Genomic DNA, 23,212 nt, shown 5'->3' with positions numbered 1-23,212 from the left:
GCGAGGAGGTGGGCTGCTCCTCATCGCCGCTGCCCATCAGCGCGCGGACGCCGAAGAACCCGACGAGCGAGAGCACCAGCACCAGGATCAGGAGGCCGCAGCCCACCATCGCGAGGATCGGGCCCTTGCCGAGCCCGGACTTCCCGCCTGCCGCACCCTGCTGGGGCATGACCGGGGGCTGGCCGGGAATGGCGGTGCCGGGCTGGCCGTTCTGGCCCTGCTGGCTCTGCTGGGGGTCCTGGCCGGGCACGGGCTGCCACTGCTGGCCCCCCGGCTGCTGGCCGGGGCCGGGCGTCTGACCGGGACCAGGCGTCGGCGCGCCTCCGGGGTGCTGCGAGGCGCCTCCGTGGTGCTGCGAGGCGCCTCCGGGGTGCTGCGAGCCCTGAGCGTCGGAGGGTCCCTGAGCGTCGGAGGGTGAAGGGGGCTGGGGAGGCTGAGTCATGACGCGGTGCGGCCCGTGACGGCCGCGGTCCTTCCTGGAGAGGGGTCGCCGAGGCACGGCGGACGAGATCACGCTATCGGATGCCGAGGCTCCGTCGGGAGTAGCGTGTCCGCGTCACCCGTCGGCCCTGCCGACCCTCCCCAGCACGAGGACCTCGCATGATGCTCCAGGACTCCCCCGCCCCCGAGCCGCCGCACATCGAAGCGCGCGGGAAGGCGCGGACAGACGCCGCTCCCGCCCCCAGCTCGAGCACCGCCGGCTCGAGCATCCCCAGTTCGAGCACCGCCAGTTCGAGCACTCCCGGCTCCGGCACTCCCGGCTCGAGCACTCCCGCCGCGGAGCACGCCGTGCTGGACAACCCTGCCTGGTCCTCGCTGACCGGCCACCACCGCCACCTCGCGGAGGGGAACGAGCACGTGCTGCGCTATCCGAGCGACGTCTCACCGTTCGTGGGAGTGCGCGACTGGGGACATCCGGACGTCTGGGACGCGATCCTCGAGGTGTTCGGCCATGGCGCGGCCGTGAGCGTCTCCCATGCCGATCCGCTGCTGCCCGCAGGGTGGGCACCGGTGTTCTCCATCCCCGGCGTGCAGCTGGTCCAGACCGACCGCCTCGCGCCGCGACCTGATGAGGAGGCCATCGAGCTGGGCGAGGAGGACAGCGCCGACATGCTCGCACTGGTCGCCCGGACCAGGCCCGGTCCCTTCGAGCCGAGCACCCACGAGCTGGGCCGTTACGTGGGCATCCGCCGCGAGGGCCGACTGATCGCGATGGCCGGCGAGCGCCTGCACCCCGAGGGCTGGACCGAGATCAGCGCTGTCGCCGTGGACGAGGCGCACCGCCGCCAGGGACTCGCCTCCCGCCTGGTGCTCGACGTCGCCTTCCGCATCCAGGAGCGCGGAGACCGCGCGCTGCTGCATGCCTCCGCCGAGAACACCGCAGCGATCACCGGCTACGAGAGGCTCGGCTTCGCGCTGCGGCGCCGGCTCACCTTTGGTGCCGTGCGCACTCCATGACAGCTGGCCACAAGGCCCGTACGGTGGCGGGAGCAACGAGGAGGGCACGATGCATACCGAAGCACCCACCACGACGAGCACGCAGACCGGCCACCCAACCCACCCGGCACAACGCGTGTCCTGGGCAACCCACCTGCTCGGCGCCGCGCTCTACACCGTCGGGACCTACGGGATGCTCGGGGGCTACCCCTCGCCCCTGAGCGACCTGGGGCTGGGGCTGGGGGTCCTGATCCTGGCGATCGGCACCATCATCGTTGCCCGTACCCAGATCCGGCACCACGGCCGCGGCTCCTCCCTCCCTGCCATCGGCGGGCCCCGTTCTCTGCTCAGCGGCTGGATGGCCGGTGGGCCGCTCCTGTTCCACGTGCTGTTGCCGGAATCCACCCCGCTGAGCGTGATCGTGCTCCTCTCGCTGCTGCTGGGCACGGTCTTCTACGTCGTGTTCCGGCTCGAGGACGCCGAGCTCACCGCGCAGGCCGCACCGAAGCCTGCACGGCGCACCAAGTAGGACTCGGCACGGGCTACCGTCATCGCATGGATGACACAGCGACGTGGCCGCAGCACCTCGAGGATGTGGATCGCAGCGATGATTCACTGCGGGCATGGGTGGCGGAGCGGATCCGTCGGCTCGAGGCCGACGGGCGTCGCAGCGCCGACACCCACCTGGTGACCGTGGACCTGCCCGCCGAATGGGACATCCAGCTCTACCTCAAGGACGAGTCGACCCACGCCTCGGGCAGTCTGAAGCATCGCCTGGCCCGCTCGCTGTTCCTGTTCGCGCTGGTCAACGGGCAGCTGCGGCCCGGGATGCCGGTGATCGAGGCGTCCTCCGGCTCGACGGCGGTGAGCGAGGCGCATGTGGCGCGGATGTTGGACATCCCCTTCATCGCGGTGATCCCCCGCGGCACCAGCACCCGCAAGATCGCACTGATCGAAGCCGCCGGCGGCCACTGCCATGTGGTCGCGAGCGCGGAGTCGATGAGCCGGGAGGCGCAGCGGCTGGCCGATGAGCAGGGCGGGCTTTTCATGGATCAGTTCACCCACGCGGAGCGGGCCACCGACTGGCGCGGGAACAACTCGATCGCCGTCAGCGCGTTCGCGCAGCTGGAGCTCGAACCCCATCCGGTGCCGCGCTGGATCGTGGTGGGCGCCGGGACCGGCGGCACCAGCGCGACCTTCGGCCGCCTGCTGCGGTATCGCAGTCTGCCCACCTCGCTGTGCGTGGCAGACGTGGAGAACTCCGCGTTCTTCGAGGGGTGGGTGCAGCAGGATCCGACGGTCACCACGGACCGCGGTTCCCGGATCGAGGGGATCGGCCGCCCGCAGGTCGAGCCGAGCTTCGTGCCCGGGGTGGTGGACCGGATGATCCGGGTGCCCGATGCGGCGTCGGTCGCTGCGGCGCGGTATCTCTCCGAGCATCTGGGGCGGCGCGTCGGCGCATCGACCGGCACGAACCTGGTGGCAGCCGCGCAGCTGATCGGGCAGATGCGTGAGCGTGGGGAGTCCGGCTCGGTGCTGACGCTGCTGTGCGATCCCGGCGATCGGTACACCGACACCTACTTCGACGATGACTGGGTCGCGGCGCAGGGCTGGGAGCTGGGACCGTGGCTGGAGGCCCTCGCGCGAATGCTGCCTCTCGGGAGCCGCTGAGCTCGCCGCGGGTCCCCGTCACCACCACCCCACCTCTCCAGGAGGCTCGCCCATGAGCATCGTCCGCACGGCGGTGAGCATCGCCGGCACCTGCTACGCCGCCAATGCCGCGCTGGGGCTGAGCGTCGCGTCGGGCCTGGTCGACACCTCGGGAGCGCGATGGATTCACCACGGGCTCTTCATCGCCACCGCCTCCACCACGGGCCTGGCCCTCGCTCTCGGCACGGTCCGCCGCGACCCGTCGGCCGTCGCCCTGGGCGCGGCGGTGATCCCTCTCGTGCTGCTGCAGCGCCGGGGGTCACGTCCGCTGGCCCGCCATGCGCCGACCGCCGCCCTCGCCGCCCCCTGCTTCGCCGCCGCCCTGCTTCTGACACGGAGATGATGATGGAATTCCTCGATGCCGTCTTCAACCGCCGCACCACCAATGGACCGTTCCGGCCCGACCCCGTCAGCCCCGAGCATCAGCAGCTGCTGATCCGCGCCGCGGCCGCGGCCCCCTCCCAGTTCAACAGCCAGCCGTGGCGATTCGTGCTGATCGAGGATCCGGACACGATCGGCGAGATCGCCCGGATCAGCGGCGAGAGCATGACGCAGGTGATGGGCGAGGGCACATTCTTCCATCGCTACCGCAAGTACTTCCGCTTCTCCCAGCAGGAGATGGACGAGACGCGCAGCGGCATGCTGTTCGACCGTCTCCCGGCGCTGCTGCGCCCCTTCACGAGCCAGGTGTTCACCAGCTCGGGGCAGAAGCTGATGAATCGGCTGCGGGTGCCGCGCAAGCTCGGCGAGGAGAACCGGAAGCTGGTGGCGGGGTCGCCGCTGCTGATCGGGGTGATGCTCGAGCGCGGGGAGTATCGCCCCGAGGCGCTGTCCGGCTTCTACTCGGTGTTCAGCATGGGCGCGGCGATGGAGAACCTCTGGCTGACCACCACCCAGCTCGGAATGGGCATCCAGTTCGTCTCCTTCCCGATGGAGGTGCCGGAGAACTGGCGCGGGATCGTCGAGCTCCTGCGGGTCCCGGACGAGCTCGAGCTGATGGCGGTCTACCGCCTCGGCTACCTGCCCGAGACATCGCGCCGCCCGGCGATCGACTGGTCCAGCCGCGAACGGAAGCTGCCCTCCCAGTTCGTCTTCCGGGAGACCTGCGAGAGCCCTCAGACCGGGTGGGACGAGGACTCCCGGCCGGACCGCTGAGCCGATCTCGCGCTGGGCGCAGGGTGCTGGGTCCGAGGTCCAAGGACGACCCGCATTCCCCGCTGCAGGCGCTCGGCGCCGCCCTCGCGACGCGAGAACCAGTGGAAGGCATCGATCTCGAGCCGGAGCAGCTGTTCTCCGTCCCCCGCCCAGCCGAAGGAGCGGTTCATCGGCAAGTCCCGGGCCGACAGCGCCAGCACTGAGAACCCGTCGATCAGGCTGAGGCGCCGGGCCTTCCCCCACTGGATCACCTCGAGCACCGCGTCCTCCGGGGCAGGATCGGCGACCACCCGCACGAGGCAGCTCCCCGGGACCTGGGTGGGGTCCAGCGGTGCGACAACCTCTCCGCCAGCGCCGCGCACCACGATGCGCACGAGTGGTGGCTCCACGGGGTCCGACAACTTCCAGGCACCGTGTTCGACGTCGAGGGGCAGGAGCAGGAACTCCTCCCCTGGAGCACTCGAGACCGCGCTCATCCTCCGGGATGATTCCCTGAGCGAGCAGTCGGAGCTCTGCGGCGTACGTCAGCGACCGTTTCTGATGACGTTGACGGAGCTGGTGGGAGGGCTGTGCCCGGCGGGTCTCCGGTCGAGCCGCTCCCGTCTGCCGTGCTGCCTGCCGACCTGCCGACCTGCTGTCCGATTCGTCCGCCATCTCCCTATGATGACTCCAGGTGCTCGGGCATCGACCTGCATGAATCCACCGGAAGCGCGCTCGGAGCGCCGGGCCGAGGAGGCACCGCATGAGGACGTCACAGGTGGCACGGGGCCTCGCCCTGCTGGGCGGGCTCGCCATGGTGCTGAGCGCCTGCACCCTGCCGCCGCTTCCGGGATTCCCCGGCAGCGGCGGCGGTGGAGGCGGCGGTGGGTCAGCGGCAGACAGCATCGATCTCACGCACGACGATGTCATCACCTACACCTCGCACCAGATGGCGATGGAGGGTGATTTCGGGGACGAGGTCGTCGAGATCCACCGCGATCGGGTGGTGCTGCGCTTCGAACTGCCGGACGACTCCGTGCTCTTCGAGGTCGAGACCGAGCTCGAGCCCGAGCAGCGCGCCCGCGTCGAACAGGCCGCCGAGGCGTATCTCGAGTGGGAGCCGACGGTCCCCGACTCGGACCGCGACGCCTGCACGGACATCGGCAGCGACATCGTCGAGATCTCAGGCTCGATCACGCACCGCTCCACGATGCAGAACTGCCAGGGAGAGACACCCTTGGCCGCGCTGTCGGACGAGGCCCGCGAGGCAGTGGGCCGGATCGATGAGCACCTCGCCCGGCCATGGCAGCAGTGGACCGTGGAGATCCGCCCCTGGGACGAGTCCCTCCAGGGCGCCGACGAGGCCACCCCGCCGGAGAGGTACTCCCTGGATCGGGGCTGGGGCGGCGAGGGGATGCTGCTGACGGCGACGAACACCCCGGAGGGCTGGGGCGCCGAGGTGGACGTCGAGCAGGCGGCCGAGGGAGTGCTGCTCAGCTGGGCTCAGACCGGCACCGTGCTCACCGCGGTCAACGAGGTGCACCTGGAGCGGCGCAGCATCGGCTGCGGGGACCCCACCGGCGAGATGCGGATCATCCGGGCGGGCGAGCCGGCAGCGCTCTGGACGCACCGGGTGTGCCCCGGCGACGTCACCGAGGATCTCGCGACGGTGCTGCGCGCGCTGTGACGGGCCGGACGCGGAGCCCGGCCCGTCACCGCATCTGCATCTGCCTCTGCATCTGCGCTTGTCCCGACAGTCGTTTCCGGCGGGAGGAGCGACTCACGCGAAGGCGCTGACCCCCGTGATCGACCGGCCCACGATGAGTGACTGCATCGTGTCGGTGCCCTCATAGGTGTGCAGGGCCTCGATGTCGCTGCGATGGCGGACCACGCGGTTCTCGAGCAGGATCCCTGATCCGCCCAGCATGTCGCGGGCGTCCGAGGCGATCTCGCGCGCGGCGCGGGTGTTGTGCACCTTCGCGAGCGAGGCCTGCTCGGGACGGATCCTCCCGGCAGCCTCGAGCTCGGCGAGCCGTACGCAGTGCAGCTGCATCGAGGTGAGGGTCTGCAGCATCGACGCCAGCCGCACCTGGACGTGCTGCGCCTTCGCCAGCGGTCGGCCGAACTGGATGCGCTTCTGGGCATGCTCGAGGGCGGCCTCGTAGCAGGCCACGGCATGGCCGAGCGCGCCCCAGGCGACCCCGGCGCGGGTGGCGAACAGGACCTTCGAGGTGTCCTTGAAGGAACGGGCCCCGGGCAGGCGCTGATCCAGCGCGATCCGCACGTCCGTCATGGTGATGTGGGCCTGGTGGATGGCGCGCAGGGCGACCTTGCCGCGGATCACCTCGGCCTCGTAGCCGGGCAGCGACTGGTCCACGAGGAACCCGCTGACCTGGCCGTGCAGCTCCGGCTGCGATTCGTCATCCACGCGCGCCCAGACCACGGAGAGGTGGCAGCCCGCACCGTTGCCGATCCAGCGCTTCTGCCCGGAGAGCACCCACTGCTCCCCGTCGCGGCGGGCGACCGTCTCGAGTGAGACGGAGTCGGAGCCGTGATCAGGCTCGGTGAGGGCGAAGGCGGCGTGCTCCGCGCCGGTGGCGAGCGGCTCGGCCCAGCGCTGCTTCTGCTCCTCGGAGCCCAGCAGCATGATCGAGCGCAGTGCAAGCCCGCCCTGGACGCCCACCATGGTGCCGACGCTCCCGTCGATGCGGGAGAGCTCCATGTTCACCAGGCCTGTGGCGAGAGGGGAGAGGGTGCGGTGGCCGGGCACGTCGAGGCCGTCGGTGAGCAGGTCGAGCTCACCGAGTCGGGCGATCAGCTCGATCGGGTACTCTCCGCGGTCCCACCAGTCGTTGATCTGCGGAAGCACTTCGGCGGCGAGCGAGCGGGCATCCGCCCAGGCCCGGAGATCCTCGCCGGCGACGTCCTGGAAGAGCGCGTAATGGTCCGCCGCGGCGGGCAGCAGGTCGGCCGGGGTGGCGGCCGTGGCATCCGGTGCGGAGACGACGGCGCGGTCGGTGACCACGCTGTCCCGTCGGGCGTCGTCGGAGCCGCCGGGGTTGCCCCCGGGGGAGATGTGGCCGGGCACTGGGGCGTTCCACCCGGACTGCTGCGGAGCGGGCTGGGCGTGGGAGTCGTTGCTGGTCATCAGTTCATCCTCTCGATGATGAGGGCCATGCCCTGGCCGCCGCCGACGCACAGGGTCGCCAGGCCGTAGCGGCCCTCGCGCTCCTGCAGGCCGTGGAGCAGGGTGGTGGTCATGCGGGCGCCGGTGGAGCCCCAGGGGTGGCCGAGCGCGATCGCCCCGCCGTGGACGTTGAGCTTCTCGTGGTCGATGCCGAGGTCCTCGGCGGCGGGCAGCACCTGCGCGGCGAAGGCCTCGTTGAACTCGACCAGGTCGATGTCGTCGATGGTCAGCTCGGCGAGTGCGAGCGCTCTGCGGGTCGCCTCCACCGGTCCGAGGCCCATGATCTCGGGGCTGAGGCCGGAGACGCCGGTGGCGACCACGCGGGCGAGCGGGGTGATGCCCAGCTCCTTCGCGTACTCCGCCTCCATGACGATCAGCGCTGCGGCGCCGTCGTTCAGCGGGCAGCAGTTGCCGGCGGTGACGGTTCCGCCCGGGCGGAAGACGGGGTCCAGCCCGCCGACGGCCTCGAGCGTGACACAGGCGCGCGGAGAGTCGTCCGCGCTGACCACGGTGCCGTCGGGCAGGGTGACCGGCGTGATGTCCCGTGCGTAGAAGCCGGAGGCGATCGCGGCCTCGGCGCGGTTCTGGGAGCGCACGGCGTACTCGTCCTGGGCGGCGCGGGAGATGCCGCGCAGCTCGGCGACGTTCTCGGCGGTCTGCCCCATGGCGATGTAGGCGTCGGGCAGCTCGCCGTCCTCGCGCGGGTCGTGCCAGGGGGCGGGGATCTCTCGGGTGGCGCGCTTCTCGGTGCGCTCCCAGGCGTCACGGAACAGGGGGTCGCGGGCGTCCTCGTCCATCAGCTTGCCGGAGCTCGAGGAGATCGACTCGACGCCCGCGGAGATCACCACGCGGGCCTCGCCGGAGGCGATCGCGTGGAAGGCCGCGCGGGTGGTCTGGATCGAGGAGGCACAGAAGCGGGTAACCGTCGCGCCGGGCACGGTGTCCAGGCCGAGGCGGACCGCGACGGTGCGGGCGAGGTTCCCGCCCTGCTGGCCCTCGGGGATCGCGCAGCCCAGCTGCAGGTCGTCGATCGTGGTGGGGTCGAGCTGCGGAACCTGGTCGAGCGCAGCCTGGATCATCTGGCCGACGAGGTCGTCGGGGCGGATGTCCTTCAGCGACCCTTTGCGGGCGCGACCGATGGGGGAGCGGGCGGTGGCGACGATGACGGCCTCGGGCACGAGGGTTCTCCTTCGACGACGATGTCTGGGGGCGGTTTGCCGGCGGGTGCGGCGGGATGCACGCTACCTGATGTTCCTGATACTACGGGTTGCACATACCTGGAGGGAAGTCAGCCGACCGGCCAGCATGCCGAGAAGGGCGACTCCACGGCGCGGATAGGGTGCCTCAATGGCGCCGATAGGGTGCCCCCATGGCTCATCCCCGCTCTCTGCCCGCCGCCGGCGCGGCCCTGGACAGGATGCTCGACGCTCTCGAGCACGAAGAGTCCCTGGTGCCGGAGATCTCGAGCGCGATCCGTACGGCCCTGCCCGGCTACGGCGAGGTCCCCTCCGCCTCGCTCGAAGCGTCGATCCATCGCAACATCGACCTCAGCATCCGCACCGTGCGCCGCGGGGCCTCTCCGGATGCCGAGCAGATCGCCGAGGCGGAGGAGCTCGCCGTCGAGCGGATGGGGCAGGGGGTGCCGCTGGGCAGCGTGCTGGCCGGCTTCCGCCTGTGCATGACGGAGATCCTGGACCGCCTGCGGCGGCTCGCCCCGGCGCATGGACTGCCCGCCGAGGAGGTGCTGGTCGTGGCGACCCTGCTGTGGTCGCTCGGGGATTCGTTCTCCACCCGCGCCGTCATCGGCCACCAGGAGCGCAGCATCGCCCAGGCCGTCGCCGACTCCGGCCGCCGCTCCCGCTGGCTGATCGAGGCGGTGATGACCGGCCTGCCGCGCACCGAGCTGCTCAGCGGCGCCGCCGCCTACGGCGTTCCCGGCGAGGCGCCCGCACGTGCGCTCATCGCGGCTCCCTCCGCCCGACAGATGGAGAACTGGCAGCTGGAGAATGGTCAGCCGGAGAACGAGGACCGGTCCGACGCTGCCGACACCGCCCACCGGCTCCAGGACTGGGCGGCGCGCGCCGGGGTGGAGGTCCTGAGCACTCCGCACGGCATGGGCGAGGTCGGCCTAGTGCTCGGCGAGCCCGCCGTCGGCGTCGACCCCGAGGGCCTGTCCCTCGCGCTGGGCCCACCCGGCCCTCTCGCTCGACTGCCGGAGTCCTTCGTCGCGGCAAGCCGTGTGCAGACGGCCGCGGCACGGGTCGGCCACCGGGGCCTCGCCGACCTCGGGACGCTCTCCTGGCGGATGGGGATCACGGCCAGCCCCGAGGCCACCGAGCTGCTGCGGCGCCGCCACCTCGAGCCGCTGCGCGCCGAGGGTGCGTTCGGGCAGCTGCTGCAGGAGACGGTGCGCGCCTACCTGGCGCATGGACTGAACATCCCACGCGCCGCCGCGTCGATCCCGGTGCATGTGAACACGCTGCGCTACCGGTTGAAGCGATTCCAGGAGCTGACCGGCGCGGATCTGCACGAGCCGGAGCACCTGATCGAGGTGAGCTGGGCCCTGGCGGCGGAGCCGGAACACGGGCGGCCCGCGGGGTCGCCGACCTTCGCGGACGGCGCCTAAGCTCCGCTGTCGGTTCCCCTATCGGCTTCCCTGGCGGCTGCGCTGCTGCCTGCGTTGTCGGCCGCGCTGCCAGCTGCGCCGCTGCCTGCGTTGTCGGCCGCGCCGCCAGCTCCGCTGCTGGCTGTGATGCCGACCCCGCTGTCCACCGTGCTGACCGCCGTCGTGGCGGCCTCGACCTCCATGGTCATCCGGGCCACATGCAGCGCGAGGTAGGCGATCTCGTCGTAGGAGAGGGCATCGCCCATCCGCAGCCGCACGATCACCGCGAGCTGCTCGGCGGTGCGTGTCGCCTCGGGATAGGCCTCGCAGATGGTGCGGCTGATCAGGGACTGCTCACCGTCGAGCTGACGATGCTGCTGGATGCGCACGAACATATAGCGCACATGGGTGATGAAGCGGGCGGCGGCCATCGAGTGGCGATCCACCACGATCCCGAACCGCTCCCCCACGATCGCCAGCATCTGCTGGATGACCCCGGTCATGGTGTAGGTGAAGGACAGGTCACCCGTCGCGAACCCGGCGTTGACCAGGTGCAGCGCGAGAGCTGTCGCCTCATGCTCGGGCAGCTTCGGATCCACCTGACGGTTGACCTCGACGAGCAGCCGGCGGGCCCTGTCGTACTCCTCGGCATAGAGGGTCTGGACCTCGGCCTGCAACGGGTACTCGATCTCGATCCCCTGGTGCAGACGCTCAAGGGCGCCGGAGACGTGATCGGCCACGGCGATGGCGAGCGTAGGGCGGTGGGATTCGCGATCCTCGATGCCGGTCTCGCGCAGCGCGATGACGACGGCCCGCAGGATCTCCTGGTCGATCATCGCGAACGCCTCGGCGAGGTGGTCGGGATCCCGCCCGTCGGCCGGGACGAAGATCTGCACGATCTTCTCGGGGTCGACCTGCTGGCCGGGCTGCGCGCGGAAGCCGATGCCGCGCCCGGTGAGGATGACGCCCTGGCCGATCTCGTCGCGGGAGAGCACGACGTTGTTGTTGAGGACCCTCAGCACCTTCATCGGCACAGCACCTCTCTTCTCGGCCCTCGTCGTCGAGAGCACGTGCACCTCCTGCCAGGCAGCGGTCGGCTGCCACGGTGCGCGCACCCTCAACAGGAGGATACGCGCACCGGACCAGCGGCTCAGCGGCGAGCCACTACCACCGTGTCCCCGGCCACGACGTCGGCCGCAGGTGCGGGTTCGACCGCGGCAAAGGTCGAGGTGTTCGGGACGGTCAGCAGGGTGATCGAGTCGTATCCTGCGGCGCGGATCGCCTCGAGGTCGACCACGGCCAGCAGGTCGCCGGCCCGCACCCGCTGCCCCTGCTCGACGCGGACGTCGAAGCCCTCACCGTCCATCTTCACGGTGTCGATGCCGACGTGGACCAGCACCTCTGCGCCGCCGTCGGCCAGCAGCCCGAAGGCGTGACCGGTGGTGGCGACGGTGGCCAGCAGGCCGTCCGCCGGGGCGAGGATGCGCCCGTCGACAGGGATGATGCCGACGCCCTCTCCCAGGGCCTTCGAGGCGAACACCGGGTCGGAGACTTCACCGATCGGCACCAGGCGTCCGGCCACGGGGGCGGTGAGGACCACGTCGCCGGCTCCGGGCACGGCGGCACCGTTCGCGGCGGCACCGGACGTCGCAGCACTGGACGGCGCAGCACCGGGACCAGCAGCGCCCGACGCGGCAGCGCCAGTCGAAGCAGCGCCGGGAGCGGCAGCGACGCCGGTGGCGGCGGGTGCACCGACCGTCGCGAGCTCGCGCTCCGCGGCGGGTGCGACGGCCTCTGCCGCGGCGGGCGCGGCGGCGGCTTCAGCGGCGTCACGCTGGGCATTCGCCTCGGCGCGCTGCTCGGCGGTCCGGTAGTCGGAGAAGAAGACCAGGACCATGGCGACCACGAAGGCGATGACGATCGCGATGACGTAGGTGAGCATCGGGTCGAAGACGGGGATGGTCAGCAGCGAGGTGAAGGCGAAGACGGAGGTGTTCACGCCGCCGAGCAGGCCCACGGTCAGACCGCCGGCGAGGCAGCCCACGAGCATGCGCGGGTAGATCCGCTTGAAGCGCAGGTGGATGCCGTACAGCGACGGCTCGGAGATGCCGCCGAAGAGGCCCGCGGCGAGCGCGCCGGTGGCGGTCTGGCGCATCTCGGCCTCGCGGTGGCGGATCGAGAGCAGCAGCACGCCGGCGGTGGCGCCGAAGCAGGCGAAGTTCCAGGCGCCCATGGGGCCCTGGATGAAGTCATAGCCCAGGGAGTTGATGTTCTGCAGCATGAGCGCGTTCAGCGGCCAGTGCAGGCCCAACGGCACCAGGAACGGGTACAGCAGCGGGATGAAGATCGCGAAGACCAGCGGTGCGTTGCCGTTCAGCCAGGCCAGGCCCGCGCCGAGGCCGTTGCCGGCCCAGATGCCGAGGGGGCCGATCAGGAAGGCGGTCACCGGGATCATCACCAGCATCGCGAGGAAGGGCACGAACACCAGCTGCACGTTGGGCGGGAAGACCTTCTGCAGGCCCTTGTAGACCAGTGCCAGCAGCGCGACCATCAGCAGCGGCACGAACACCTGGCCGCCGTAGTCGTTCAGCTGCATCGGCAGACCGAACACCTGGGCGATGCACTGCTGGGTGCCCAGCAGCTCATTGGTGGTGCAGGTGACACCCGGGGTGGTGCCGTCGAGCAGGCCCATGTAGTCCGGGGTCATCACCGCGGCCATCACCGCAGCGCCGACCCAGCCGTCGATCTGCAGCTTCTTCGCGGCGTTGAAGGCCACCATGATCGGCAGGAAGTACAGCACCGAACGCCACATCGCATCGACGAACACCCAGGTCGCGGACTTGTCCTCAGCGCGGAAGTCGACCATGCCCAGGGCGTCGAGCACCGAGGCGATCGCGATGATCAGCGAAGCACCCAGCAGCACGCCCATCAGCGGACGGAAGGAGTCCGAGAGGTACTCGAAGAAGCTGTCGAGCCAGGACCACTTCCCCCTCGCCTTGGAACGGATCGCGGCTTTGACCTCGGCGTCGGACTGGGCGACGGGCGTGCCGCCGTCGGCCATCGAGGGGAGGTTCATGATCTGGGAGTGGACCCCGGCGACGGCGCCGCCGATGACGACCTGGAAGCGATCGCCGGACTGGGGCACGGTGCCCATCACGCCGGAGAGCGCGTCCAGGCTCTCCCGGTCCACCTTCTCACCGTCATGGAGCTGGAAGCGCAGTCGGGTCGCGCAGTGGGTGAGGCTCTCGATGTTCTCTGGCCCGCCGACGCCGCGGACGATGTCCTCGGCGATCGACGTGGTCCCTGGTGAGGAGGTGCTCATGATGCGTCGTCGCATCCTTCCTGGGTCGGTCTTCCTGGGGTCGGTGGACCTGCGGGCGGCAGGTTCCGGGCAACGAAAAAGACCCGGGCCCCGCCGGGTGCGCTGGAGAGCACGAGCAGGTCCCAGGTCTTGCTCCTCCGTCAAGGACGGGGGATGACAATCCGGTGAACACAGTGGTTCGGAGAGGAACACTAGCAGGCTCCTGCGATCACGCAAGCGGGACGGAGGTCCCGCGTCAGCCCGTCAGCCCGGAGTGTGGATGACTGTCCCGAGCGACCCTCTCAGGATCCACCCACGGGATGACGCCCTCGCGCTTCCCGGAGGACGCGGCGGCGGTGCGCCGCGCCGCACAGTGGAGGCATGAGAAACGCAACCATCTCCACCAGCCGCACCCGTGCCACCACCGAAGACCACCTCATCGACTACCGGCCGCTGCCGGCCACCTGGGGTGAGCTCGAGTCGCTGCAGCAGGTGCGCGCCGCGAAGGCTCGCGCCGCCGCGCGCGGCCAGGATCCCAGCACCTTCGAGCTCGCGGCGCTCCCCTCCCCGCCGGAGTCTCGCTCCGTGATGACGCGCCGGGGCCGTCGGGGCCTGTTCTCCTCCCTGCTGCGCGAGCCCGGAGTCCATCACCGTCCGCGTCGTGGCCGCGGGGATCTCGCGACAGTCTGAGAGCCTCCGCAGTCCGAGCACGGTCGGACACCACCCTCAGTCACTTGACGAACAGTGAAGTGACTCGTAGAGTTTCCAACATGGAAAACGACATCGCGCAGGGCGGGCCCGAGGACGCACCCTCCGCCGCGGAGGCTCGCGCCAGGCTGGCCGCCATGGACACGGACGCGTCGCAGCTCGCCGCGCGCCTGGTCACGCCGTGGTGGTACCACCCCATCCTCGGCGGGATGGTCGCGGCGGCGATCATCGCCCAATCACTGCCCTCGGTCGCCTCCATGTCGATGATCGTGATGGTCATCATCTGGATCCCCTTCCTGATCAAGGCCTACACCAGCCGGTACAAGGTCTGGATGTCCGAGCCCGCCGGCCCCCGCAGCCGGCGCATGATGCTGCTGCTCCTGGGAACGCTGGTCGTGCTGATGGCATCCGGGGTGCTGATGAAGATCGCCGGCCTCTCCCCGTGGTGGGTGCTGGTGCCTGCGGTGCTCGGCTTCGTCGCGACGGTGTGGCTGGGGCGCCGGTACGACGCGGTGCTGCGCTCCGAGATCTCCACCCCCTCCCACCACTCCACGCAGCGATGAGCAGGGCTTCCGCTCCCCGTGCAGGGCAGGAACCCGCACCAGAATTCCATGAGCTCATCCACGCTCCGGTGAGGTTGCGGATCTGCGGGTTGCTGCGCCCGATGAGTGAGGTCGAGTTCTCAGTGCTGCGCGACACCCTGCAGCTGAAGGACGCGAACCTCTCGAAGAACCTCAAGCTGCTGGCCGACGCGGAGCTGGTGAAGCTGCGCAAGGAGTTCTCTCCGGTACGGAATGATGCCCGTCGGCTGACCTGGGTCTCGCTCACCGTGAAGGGCCATGCCGCCCTCGCCGGGCATCTGGCCGCGCTGCGCGCCATCGCCGAGGGCGACCCCGCGATGCCGAGCTGATCAGCAGCCGGTCAGATCAGCAGCCACTCTGGTCAGTGTCCGCACAGCACGGCGCAGGACAGCACGGCGCAGGACAGCACAGCGCATGAAGTCCGCACGCGCTCTAGGATCAGCCCCAGGACGAGGACGTCCTCCCCACCGGTCGTCGGCGCCACCGCTCCCGTGCGGCCCGCTGCTCCCGAGCGCGCGGGTCGCGGCCGCGAGACGATGATGACCACCGAGGGACAGGAGATCCCGATGACCGACCGTCCCACCCTTCCTCGCCTCGCCGGTGAGCGCACCGACTATCTCGCAGGATCGCTGCCCGATGATGCCCCGGCCGATCCGCTGGCCCTGTTCGATCTCTGGCTGGCGGAGGCCTTCGCCCGCCGGGAGGAGCACGGGGATCTGCCGGAGCCGTCGGCCGTGGTGCTCTCCACCGTGGCGCTCGATGCCGATGGCATACCCCGGCCGCGCTCGCGCACCGTGCTGCTGAAGGCGCACGACGCAGACGGCTTCGTGATGTACACGAACCTGGACTCGGACAAGGGCCGCGAGGCCCGGGCCACGCCGCAGGCCGCGCTGCTGCTGCCCTGGTATCCGCTGCAGCGGCAGGTGCGCATCGAGGGCGCCGTGGAGGAGGTCTCTGCGGCGGAGTCCGATGCGTACTGGGCGCTGCGTCCGCGCGGCTCCCAGCTGGGGGCCTGGGCTTCCCATCAGTCGCGGTCCATCGCCTCGCGCGAGGGGCTGGAGGCGCAGTACGCCGCGGCCGAGGATCGGTTCGCGGACGGGCCGGTGCCGCGGCCGCCGTTCTGGGGCGGGCTGCGCGTGCGCCCGCGGACGCTGGAGTTCTGGCAGGGTCGCCCGCACCGCGTCCATGACCGGATCCTCTACACCGCAGCGGCCGACGGCACCTGGGAGCGGCACCGGCTGCAGCCCTGAACCGCTCAGTCCAGGTATCGGAGAAAGCGCTGCGGTGCGTCGAGGAAGCTGCGCCAAGTGCGCACCAGGACGAGGTCGTCGTAGTCGGTGCGGCGCAGGCCCCACTCCCCCACCTCATACAGCTCCGCGCCCGGCAGCGCGGCGAGCACCGGGGAGTGGGTCGACAGGATGATCTGGGAGCCGTTGTCGACCAGCTCTCGCAAGAGCCCCAGCAGGGCCAGGCAGCCGGGCAGCGACAGTGCGGATTCGGGCTCGTCGAGCATCCAGAGGCCGCGGATGCGGGAGCGCTCGGCGACCAGCTCGAGGAACGATTCACCGTGGCTGCGCTCGTGCATCATCCCGCCCACCCCGATCTCCTCGTAGTAGGTGAACAGCGAGTGCATGGTCTCGGCGCGCAGGAAGAAGCCGGACTTCGAGGCGCCCGCGCCGCGCACCAGTTGCAGGTGCTCGCCGAGCGGTGATTCCGTGGCGCGGGTGGCGTGCATCGCCCCGGTCCCGCCGCCTTCGGGGTTCAGTCCGTAAGCGCCGGCGATCGCCTCCACGAGCGTCGACTTGCCGGCTCCGTTGTCCCCGGTCAGCACCGTGACCTGCCCTAGCTCGAGCCCCTCGTCCAGCAGCTGGCGCACGGGTGCCAGGGTCGCGGGCCACGCGGACCTGTCGGCCGGGGCGAGGTGATGCTCTCGGACCATGCGCAGCGGGAGCAGCGGGCTCACGCCGCGCACGCAGACGGGTAGAGGTTCTCTCCGCGGGGCGTCGGCTGCTCGGGGTGAAGAGCGAGGTCGCGGAAGGCGTCTTCGGGGTCCTCGCGCAGGGCCTCGGGGATCGCCGGGGCGTCTTCCGGCTGTTCGGCTGGCTGTTCGGCGCGGCTGATCCGGCGGTTCTGGGAGGCAACGTCGTGAACCTTCATGCCCCCAGCATGCCTGCCACGGCGGACAGACCGCCCGACGGACAGATCCATCGTTCAGCGGCAGCTCCATCGCTGAACGGCGGTTGCCTCGCTAAGCTCTGGGCTCTGGGGGCCGACACCTGGCCCCACCTGCACCCGAGGCGGACCCATGGATGCACGCAGCTCCCGCACCCCGCTGATCTTCGGCGTCGTCGCCGCGGTGGCCTGCCTTGCACTGGGGATGCTGCTGGTGCTCTCCGTGACCGTCGGCGTCCTGGTGTATCGCAGCGGCGAGGCGGAGGCGAGCCGTACGGTCGACCCCGTCTCGAGCAACCCTTCCGCGACCGGCCCTTCCGCGAGCGGCACCGCCACGGCCAGCCCCGCCGAGGATCCGGCCCCTCACAGTGATGTCCCGCAGGAAGGCGGCAACCACTCCGACGAGCTGGTCCTGCCGCCCGAGGTCGCCCCCGATCAGCCCTATCTCGAGCTGAGCTCGAGCGAGGACGGCCCGGTGGTGGATGTCTACCGCGACTTCCTCTGCCCGCCGTGCAAGGACTTCCAGCGCATCCAGGGCGATGACCTGATCCAGATGGCGCTGGACAACGAGATCACCCTGCGGGTCCATCCGCGTCCGATGCTCGATGCCTCCTCGGATCCGCCCGGGTACTCGAGCCGGGCAGCCCATGCCGCAGTCTGCGCCTACGCCCAGGGCTCGGAGAGATGGTTCCCGGCGGAGATCACCCTGTTCGAGAACCAGCCCGGGAACGAAGGCCTCGCCGATCACGAGCTCATCTACCTGGTCAACGAGGCGACCGGGGTGGACATCAGCGAATGCCAAGCCGAGGGTGCCTATTACGTCTGGCTCCAGGATGTCGTCGAGCCCGCTGCGCTGGAGAGCGTCCCCGGCACGCCGTCGGTGCTGATCGACGGGGAGCTGTTCACCGGGGATCTGGGCAAGAGCGGAACCCTGAAAGAGGCGATCACCGCGGCCTGAGCCTCCATCTGGGCTTCCACGTGCACCTCCACCCGCGCTTCCACGGAGGACTCCGTCGCGGGCTCGCCCCGGAGCCATCGCGCAGACGGATCTCACGTCCTGGGTGACATCCCGGCAACGCAGCGGCGAACACCTGAGGACAGCTCGAGGATCCGCCTGGGCACGCCCGGGAACCCGCTCTACGGTGGCGATATGCACTCCGAGACCAGGCACTCCCCCGTCGGCCTCACCCCTGTCGGCCTCACCCACGACGCCGGGTGGCAGCTGGCCGTCCGTCGCGCCCTGCCCGCGTCCGCCGAGGACGTCTGGCGTCGGCTGCTCGCCGAGTGCCTTCCGCAGTGGCTGGGAGTCGAGTCGATCCCGCAGATGGTCGGGGCACCGATCCGCCATGAGGGCCGGGTCCGTGGCCGGGTGGTCGGCTGCCATGTGGGCCGTCGGCTGCGCCTGCGGTGGACTCCCGCTGCCCTCGACCACGAGACCGCCTTCCAGGTGACCCTGCAGGACTCGCCCGAGGATCCGCTCTGGGGCATCGTCATCGAGCTCCACCAGGAGCGGCTGCTCGGTGCGGCAGAGCGTCAGGCCCTGCTCGAGCACTGGACCACGGTGCTCGACACCCTGGCCGAGGACTATGCGCGGGAGAGCGCGCGCACCCAGGAACTGCTGGGCTGAGGGGAGGCTGGGCTGAGGGGACGCTGGGCTGACCAACGCTCGGGCCCGTCGACTCAGTTCTCAGGCCCCGTCGATGGGATGTCCGATCGCGCCTTCGCCCTCGGGGATGGTGGCATGGGAGCGCAGCACGTCGATCCGGGCGACATCGATGTCGACCCCGCCGCTGATCCCGGCGACGGTGCCGTCGAAGCGCAGCTGCCACACCGCCCAGTCCTCCTGGGCCGGCCGCTGAGCTGCGGAGAAGAGCCAGTCCGGGCGGTTGTTCGTCACCGGCAGCTCGTAATGCTCACGCCACTCCGAGGAGGAGTAGATGAGCATGCGCCGTCCCCAGGCCTGCTCGACCGCTGCGGTGAAGGCATCGATCTCGTTCTGCGCGTCGGCCGCCTCGGGCCGCTCCGCACACGAGCCGTCGAACTCGAGATCGAGGGCCGGCGGGAGGGCGGAGTCATCAGGCGGAGCGGCAGCCAGGAAGTCAGCAGCCTGGTCAGCGCCCGGTGAGCACAGGGTGAAGTAGTGGTAAGCGCCGGCGGTCACGCCGGCAGCCCGGGCCCCCTCCCAGTTCTGGCGGAAGTGCGAGTCGGTGAACCCGGTGCCCTCGGTGGCCTTGACGTAGACGAAGCGGTAGCCATCGCCGGCGACCTGCGCCCAGTCGATATCGCCCTGGTGGCTGGAGACGTCGATGCCCATCACCTCATCCGGGGTGAGCTCGGTCCCGTCGGGCAGGTTCGCGAGGGCTACGGCGTCCGCGGGCGTGGCGGCGACGGACATCGCGGCGTCATCCGCCTGGAAGGGCTCGGGCTCGGTGAGCGCCTGCTCCTTCTCGCCCCCGCGCAGTGCTCCGATCACGGACGCGGTGCAGCCGCCGATCACCAGGAGCAGCACGAGTGCGAGCGCGCCGGCGACGATCTGTCGTCGCCGGATCTGCTCTGGTGTGAATCGGGGCACGGTGCGGACGGTACCTGAGCAGGCCCCACTGAGGTGGGACGACGTGCCGCCCCCGGCCCCGCAGCTCAGTGCAGCGGCTCGGTCCTGCCGCTCTGTGCGGCGGCCCGACGCAGCGGTTCGACGCGACGGCTCGGTTCGACGGCCCGGTTCTGTGCGACGGTTCGGCTCTGCGCGCGAACGGTCAGCGCGCGAACAGGGTGGCGAAGGCGCGCAGCAGTCGGGGCGGCTGGTCGGCGACCTCGTTCCGCAGCGCGTCGAACACGTCCTCCATCTCATCCGGGGAGAAGTAGCCGTGCTCGCGGTAGGCGCGGGCCCGCTCGATGATCGAGGGAATGTCGAGCTCGGGATGGAATTGGGTCGCGTACTGGCGCGTGCCCACCCGGAACATCTGCACCGGCGAGGTCCTCCCGGTGGCGAGCACCGTGGCGTGGTCGGGGAGGGTGTGGACGGCTTCCTTGTGCCCGACCAGCCCGGTGAAGGTCTGCGGCAGCTGCGCCTCGCGGATCAGCGGATCCTGCTGGCCGGCCTCGGTGAGCGTGACCTCCACGGCGCCCAGCGGCTCGCCGTAGACCTTGTCGATCAGGGCACCCTGATGGGTGCCGAGCGTGCCGATGCCGTAGCAGGCGCCGAGGAAGGGGATGTCCTCGGCGATCACCTGGTCCAGGACTCGGAAGATCTCCGCCTCGGCGCGCAGCTGCTCAGCGGACTTCGACTCCACCGGATCGGAGACGGTGAAGGGACTGCCGCACAGGATGATCCCGGAGATGTCTGCGGCGTGCAGGTCAGGGAAGGGGTCGCGGTCCAGGCGGGCGAAGATCAGCTGGTCCTCGGCGAGTCCGGTGAAGTCGAGCACGGCGGCGCGCTCGGTGAGGGCGACGTCGTCCTCAGGGCGGGTAGCGATCTGCACGAACGGTTTCACGAGGGTGATGCTAACGGCCGCCGCCGGGAGTTCCAGACCGTGGGCCCGTAGTCTGCGGGAGCGCCGACCGCCTTCGAAGGAGATGCCATGCCCGCACCGTTCGCCGACACCCCTCACGATGCCGTGCCGTCCGCTGAGCCCCGGGCCCTTGCCGGTGCTGTCGCTGGTGCTGGGACCGGCGGCCGTAGCCCGGCGCCCGAGAGTGCCGGGACTCTTCGGGAGAGCAGCACGGGGATCTCTCGCGCCGCCGTGGAGGACGTCGCGGCGATGCTGCCCGAGTGGCTCGAGACCGTGCGCCACCTGCGCCGTCAGGCGGGATTCCAGGTCGCGATCTGGCATGACGGGGAGCTCGTCACAGAGGTCGCAGTCGGCGCGGCCGACGAACCGGCGGGAATCCCGCTGACCACCACGCACCGGCTGCGCATCGCCTCCCACTCGAAGATGTTCACGGCGCTGACGATCATGCGCCTGCAGGAACAGGGGAGGCTGCGGCTGGATGACACCGTCGGCGACCATGTGGTCGAGCTCGCAGATTCCCCCGTCGCGGATCGCACACTGCGCGACCTGCTCTCGCATTCGGCGGGCCTGACCCGCGACTCCGACGACGCCCGCTGGTGGCGCCTCAGCACTCCCTTCACCGACCGGGCGCAGCTGCTGCAGATCGCCCGCACCGGTGCGGTACGGACCGAGCCGGGCCTGCATCTGCAGTACTCGAACATCGGCTACGGGCTGCTCGGACTGGTCATCGAGGAGGTCACCGGAGCGAGCTTCGCCGAGGCGGTCACCGAGCTGGTGCTCGCCCCGGTCGGGTTAGAGCAGATTGGTCCCGACCTGCCGGCGGGGGCTCCGGGGCCGGAGGCGGCCGACGGCTTCGCCCTCGGGCACACCTCGCTGCTGCACGGACCCCGACGAGTGGTGGAGCAGATCAGCACCGGAGCCCTCGCTGCGGCAACGGGATTCTGGGCCACCGCCGGGGCGATCGCGAGCGTCGCCGGACGGGTGCTGACGGCCGGCGCGCTGCTGGAGCCGAGATCGCTGCGGGAGATGCGGCGCCGGGTGTGGACCCTGCGCGACGGCGCACAGTACGGGCTGGGACTGCAGGAGGGCCGGCTGCACGGCTTCACGGTCATCGGCCACTCCGGAGGGTTCCCCACGGGGCTCTCCCGCACCTGGGCGGCCCCGGCGGAGCGGCTGGCCGTGAGCGTCATCGGCACCTCGGTGGACTCCCCGAGCTCGGACGTCGCACTCGGCATCCTCGGCCTGCTGTCCCTCGCCGCGGGACGTCCCGCACCCCAGGCGGATGAATGGGAGCGAGCCGGAGCCCAGGGCGGTGCTTCTGACGGCCGGCCCCGACCCAGCGCACTCGCGGAGCAGAGCGGGGTGCGGTCGGCCATGGCGGGCGTGGGCGACGATGAGGGCGCGCTCTCCGCCGCCAGGATCGCGCAGCTGGTCGAGGGCACGTATGACTCGCTGTGGGGGCGGACCCGGTTGGTCACGCTCGGCGGGCGGTTGTTCTGCCTGGACGAGTCCTTGACCGACCCCGCATCGGCCGCTCTCGAGCTGTCGGTGTGCGGGACGCGCCCCGACCCGATTGAGCCGAATCGTGAGGTGGTCGAGCTCGCCACCTGGGGTGATTCCGGCTACGGCACGTGGGCGGAGCCGATTCTCGCGCGCCTGGTCGCTGAGGGGGATGAGGGTTCACTGTGCTGCACGGGCCTGGTGATGACGGGTCAGGTGCAGACCCCCACCGCGGACTTCGTGATGCCCGAGCGGGTCCTCGCGCCGTGACGGGGCTCGTCGCGGGCCATCCCCTGCCGGCGATGCTCGCAGCAGGGGACGACCCGGGCCTCGCAGCCTGGCGCGATGAGCTCCCACGCATGGTCCAGGGGTTGCTCACGAGGTGGGAGCTGGAGGCTTCCGCGCCGTTCTCCCCCGGTGGGACCAGCGCATGGGTGGCGCCGGTGCACGATGTCGACGGCATGGAGCGGGTGCTGAAAGTCGCGTGGGCCCATGAGGAATCCCGCGACGAAGCAGCGGGAATGGTCGCCTGGCAGGGACGGGGCGCGGCGAGAGTCCATCGCAGCGAGCGGCACGGCGAGACGGCAGCGCTGCTGCTGGACAGAGTGCACCCGGGAACGCCGCTGGCCGCGATGCTCACCTGGCCCGAGCGCGATGAGGTGATCGCAACCGTTGCCCGCGGGCTGTGGCGGCCGCCGAGCGAGCTGCTGTCCAGCGACATGGTGGACGCTGGCTTCGCGGATGCTGACTTGTTGGGCGCGGACATCTCAGGCGCTGACGCTGCGACAGGATTCCAGCCCCTCAGTCAGATGTGCGCGTGGTGGGCCGACTCCGCGCAGCAACGGGCCGATGCCGGGCATTCGCCGCTCCCCCGCGCCCTGGTGGACCACGGGCTGCAGCTTTTCCGCAAGCTCCCGGCGCAATGGGACGGTGAGGCGGTGCTGTTGGCGACCGATCTCCATCCGGGAAATGTCCTCTCCTCGGCCGGAGGGTCAGGCGCCGTCGATGGCTCCGTCCAGGACGGGTCCGGGCGGCACTGGGTGCTGATCGATCCCAAGCCGTATATGGGCGATCCGCACTATGACGTCCTGCAGCACATGTTCAATGATCCGGATCGTCTGCGGGCTCAGCCCGGTCCTTTCGCCGATCGGATGGCGCAACTCGCCGGTCTGGACCCGCATCGGGTGCGCCAGTGGCTGCTGGCTCGGTGCGTGCAGGAGGCCGGGGTGCTCGACGCCGCGGCGGAGGCGGCCCTGATGCTCGCTGCCGACGGGGTCGAGTAGCCCTCGATCGGGTCGGCTCGGTCGGCTCGGTCGGCTCGATCGGCTCGATCGGCTCGATCGGCTCGATCGGCTCGATCGGCTCGAT

The 23,212-nt window shown here is 70.7% G+C and carries 25 protein-coding genes; 15 read left to right on the top strand and 10 right to left on the bottom strand.

Going from position 1 to position 23,212, the window contains the following annotated elements; genetic code table 11:
* The coding region (locus ACTH43_RS13430) for a hypothetical protein (RefSeq protein ID WP_441445406.1) at positions 1–250 on the bottom strand (250 nt) is incomplete at its 3' end.
* Between the two features lie 350 nt (positions 251–600).
* Here ACTH43_RS13430 and ACTH43_RS13425 point away from each other — a divergent pair.
* Genes ACTH43_RS13425 through ACTH43_RS13405 form a run of 5 tightly spaced genes read left to right on the top strand, consistent with a single transcriptional unit; the run spans position 601 to position 4,302 of the window.
* Positions 601–1,458, top strand: a complete 858-nt coding sequence (locus ACTH43_RS13425) for a GNAT family N-acetyltransferase (protein WP_441445405.1) — start codon at positions 601–603, stop codon at positions 1,456–1,458.
* 49 nt (positions 1,459–1,507) lie between these two features.
* Entirely contained in the window at positions 1,508–1,966 is a 459-nt protein-coding gene (locus ACTH43_RS13420; protein ID WP_441445404.1) for a hypothetical protein, read from the top strand.
* A 26-nt stretch (positions 1,967–1,992) separates the two neighbouring features.
* Positions 1,993–3,108 (top strand): PLP-dependent cysteine synthase family protein, encoded by a 1,116-nt coding sequence (locus ACTH43_RS13415; RefSeq protein ID WP_441445403.1) that lies wholly within the window; start codon positions 1,993–1,995, stop codon positions 3,106–3,108.
* A 52-nt stretch (positions 3,109–3,160) separates the two neighbouring features.
* Complete coding sequence (locus ACTH43_RS13410; protein ID WP_441445402.1) at positions 3,161–3,490, top strand: hypothetical protein; 330 nt, start codon at positions 3,161–3,163, stop codon at positions 3,488–3,490.
* A 2-nt stretch (positions 3,491–3,492) separates the two neighbouring features.
* Positions 3,493–4,302: a nitroreductase family protein gene (locus tag ACTH43_RS13405; RefSeq protein ID WP_441445408.1), complete on the top strand. Its 810-nt coding sequence runs from the start codon at positions 3,493–3,495 to the stop codon at positions 4,300–4,302.
* Here the strand turns inward: ACTH43_RS13405 and ACTH43_RS13400 are convergent.
* Positions 4,263–4,778 carry a hypothetical protein gene (locus ACTH43_RS13400; RefSeq protein WP_441445401.1) on the bottom strand — a complete coding sequence of 172 codons (516 nt, stop codon included), beginning with the start codon at positions 4,776–4,778 and terminating at the stop codon, positions 4,263–4,265. The two genes, ACTH43_RS13405 and ACTH43_RS13400, sit on opposite strands and share 40 nt — an antisense overlap.
* Before the next feature lie 266 nt (positions 4,779–5,044).
* On the opposite strand from ACTH43_RS13400, the gene ACTH43_RS13395 reads away from it, so the two are divergent.
* Positions 5,045–5,968 (top strand): hypothetical protein, encoded by a 924-nt coding sequence (locus ACTH43_RS13395; RefSeq protein ID WP_441445400.1) that lies wholly within the window; start codon positions 5,045–5,047, stop codon positions 5,966–5,968.
* Positions 5,969–6,061: 93 nt separating this feature from the next.
* On the opposite strand, the gene ACTH43_RS13390 is transcribed toward ACTH43_RS13395, so the two are convergent.
* Entirely contained in the window at positions 6,062–7,429 is a 1,368-nt protein-coding gene (locus ACTH43_RS13390) for an acyl-CoA dehydrogenase family protein (protein ID WP_441445399.1), read from the bottom strand.
* Positions 7,429–8,646, bottom strand: a complete 1,218-nt coding sequence (locus ACTH43_RS13385) for an acetyl-CoA C-acetyltransferase (RefSeq protein ID WP_441445398.1) — start codon at positions 8,644–8,646, stop codon at positions 7,429–7,431. Before ACTH43_RS13385 ends, ACTH43_RS13390 begins: the two co-directional genes overlap by 1 nt.
* Positions 8,647–8,837: 191 nt before the next feature.
* Between ACTH43_RS13385 and ACTH43_RS13380 the strand changes: the two genes are divergently transcribed.
* Positions 8,838–10,094, top strand: coding sequence for a PucR family transcriptional regulator (locus ACTH43_RS13380; RefSeq protein WP_441445397.1), 1,257 nt, complete (start codon positions 8,838–8,840; stop codon positions 10,092–10,094).
* Here the strand turns inward: ACTH43_RS13380 and ACTH43_RS13375 are convergent.
* The gene (locus ACTH43_RS13375) at positions 10,091–11,101 is read right to left on the bottom strand and encodes a PRD domain-containing protein (RefSeq protein WP_441445396.1); all 1,011 of its coding nucleotides are present in this window, start codon (positions 11,099–11,101) and stop codon (positions 10,091–10,093) included. The two genes, ACTH43_RS13380 and ACTH43_RS13375, sit on opposite strands and share 4 nt — an antisense overlap.
* A 122-nt stretch (positions 11,102–11,223) precedes the next feature.
* Positions 11,224–13,395, bottom strand: coding sequence for a glucose PTS transporter subunit IIA (locus tag ACTH43_RS13370; protein ID WP_441445395.1), 2,172 nt, complete (start codon positions 13,393–13,395; stop codon positions 11,224–11,226).
* Between the two features lie 360 nt (positions 13,396–13,755).
* Between ACTH43_RS13370 and ACTH43_RS13365 the strand changes: the two genes are divergently transcribed.
* The 4 genes from ACTH43_RS13365 (at position 13,756) to pdxH (ending at position 15,913) form a co-directional block, all read left to right on the top strand.
* Complete coding sequence (locus ACTH43_RS13365) at positions 13,756–14,064, top strand: hypothetical protein (protein ID WP_441445394.1); 309 nt, start codon at positions 13,756–13,758, stop codon at positions 14,062–14,064.
* 80 nt (positions 14,065–14,144) lie between these two features.
* Positions 14,145–14,645 carry a hypothetical protein gene (locus tag ACTH43_RS13360; protein ID WP_441445393.1) on the top strand — a complete coding sequence of 167 codons (501 nt, stop codon included), beginning with the start codon at positions 14,145–14,147 and terminating at the stop codon, positions 14,643–14,645.
* The gene (locus ACTH43_RS13355; RefSeq protein ID WP_441445392.1) at positions 14,642–14,992 is read left to right on the top strand and encodes a transcriptional regulator; all 351 of its coding nucleotides are present in this window, start codon (positions 14,642–14,644) and stop codon (positions 14,990–14,992) included. The genes ACTH43_RS13360 and ACTH43_RS13355 overlap by 4 nt, the downstream gene beginning before the upstream one ends.
* 237 nt (positions 14,993–15,229) lie before the next feature.
* Positions 15,230–15,913, top strand: coding sequence for a pyridoxamine 5'-phosphate oxidase (gene pdxH / locus ACTH43_RS13350; protein WP_441445391.1), 684 nt, complete (start codon positions 15,230–15,232; stop codon positions 15,911–15,913).
* A gap of 5 nt (positions 15,914–15,918) precedes the next feature.
* Here the strand turns inward: pdxH and ACTH43_RS13345 are convergent, their stop codons facing one another.
* Together ACTH43_RS13345 and ACTH43_RS13340 are read right to left on the bottom strand one after the other, a co-directional pair.
* Positions 15,919–16,602, bottom strand: a complete 684-nt coding sequence (locus tag ACTH43_RS13345) for an ATP-binding cassette domain-containing protein (RefSeq protein WP_441445407.1) — start codon at positions 16,600–16,602, stop codon at positions 15,919–15,921.
* Between the two features lie 20 nt (positions 16,603–16,622).
* Positions 16,623–16,820 (bottom strand): hypothetical protein, encoded by a 198-nt coding sequence (locus tag ACTH43_RS13340; protein WP_441445390.1) that lies wholly within the window; start codon positions 16,818–16,820, stop codon positions 16,623–16,625.
* A gap of 148 nt (positions 16,821–16,968) precedes the next feature.
* Here ACTH43_RS13340 and ACTH43_RS13335 point away from each other — a divergent pair, with 148 nt between their 5' ends.
* Together ACTH43_RS13335 and ACTH43_RS13330 are read left to right on the top strand one after the other, a co-directional pair.
* Complete coding sequence (locus ACTH43_RS13335; RefSeq protein WP_441445389.1) at positions 16,969–17,793, top strand: DsbA family protein; 825 nt, start codon at positions 16,969–16,971, stop codon at positions 17,791–17,793.
* A 192-nt stretch (positions 17,794–17,985) separates the two neighbouring features.
* On the top strand, positions 17,986–18,462 hold the full coding sequence (locus tag ACTH43_RS13330; protein ID WP_441445388.1) for a hypothetical protein: 477 nt from the start codon (positions 17,986–17,988) through the stop codon (positions 18,460–18,462).
* Positions 18,463–18,522: 60 nt separating this feature from the next.
* On the opposite strand, the gene ACTH43_RS13325 is transcribed toward ACTH43_RS13330, so the two are convergent.
* Positions 18,523–19,407, bottom strand: coding sequence for a GH25 family lysozyme (locus ACTH43_RS13325; RefSeq protein ID WP_441445387.1), 885 nt, complete (start codon positions 19,405–19,407; stop codon positions 18,523–18,525).
* Between the two features lie 181 nt (positions 19,408–19,588).
* Complete coding sequence (locus tag ACTH43_RS13320) at positions 19,589–20,326, bottom strand: glutamine amidotransferase (protein WP_441445386.1); 738 nt, start codon at positions 20,324–20,326, stop codon at positions 19,589–19,591.
* Positions 20,327–20,413: 87 nt separating this feature from the next.
* Between ACTH43_RS13320 and ACTH43_RS13315 the strand changes: the two genes are divergently transcribed.
* Positions 20,414–22,114, top strand: a complete 1,701-nt coding sequence (locus ACTH43_RS13315) for a serine hydrolase domain-containing protein (RefSeq protein ID WP_441445385.1) — start codon at positions 20,414–20,416, stop codon at positions 22,112–22,114.
* A 32-nt stretch (positions 22,115–22,146) separates the two neighbouring features.
* Positions 22,147–23,127 carry an aminoglycoside phosphotransferase family protein gene (locus ACTH43_RS13310; protein ID WP_441445384.1) on the top strand — a complete coding sequence of 327 codons (981 nt, stop codon included), beginning with the start codon at positions 22,147–22,149 and terminating at the stop codon, positions 23,125–23,127.
* Positions 23,128–23,212 lie beyond the last annotated feature (85 nt).

The organism is Brachybacterium sp., assembly GCF_052095815.1.
GTDB lineage: Bacteria > Actinomycetota > Actinomycetes > Actinomycetales > Dermabacteraceae > Brachybacterium.
This window is presented reverse-complemented; position numbering and strand designations above follow the sequence as displayed.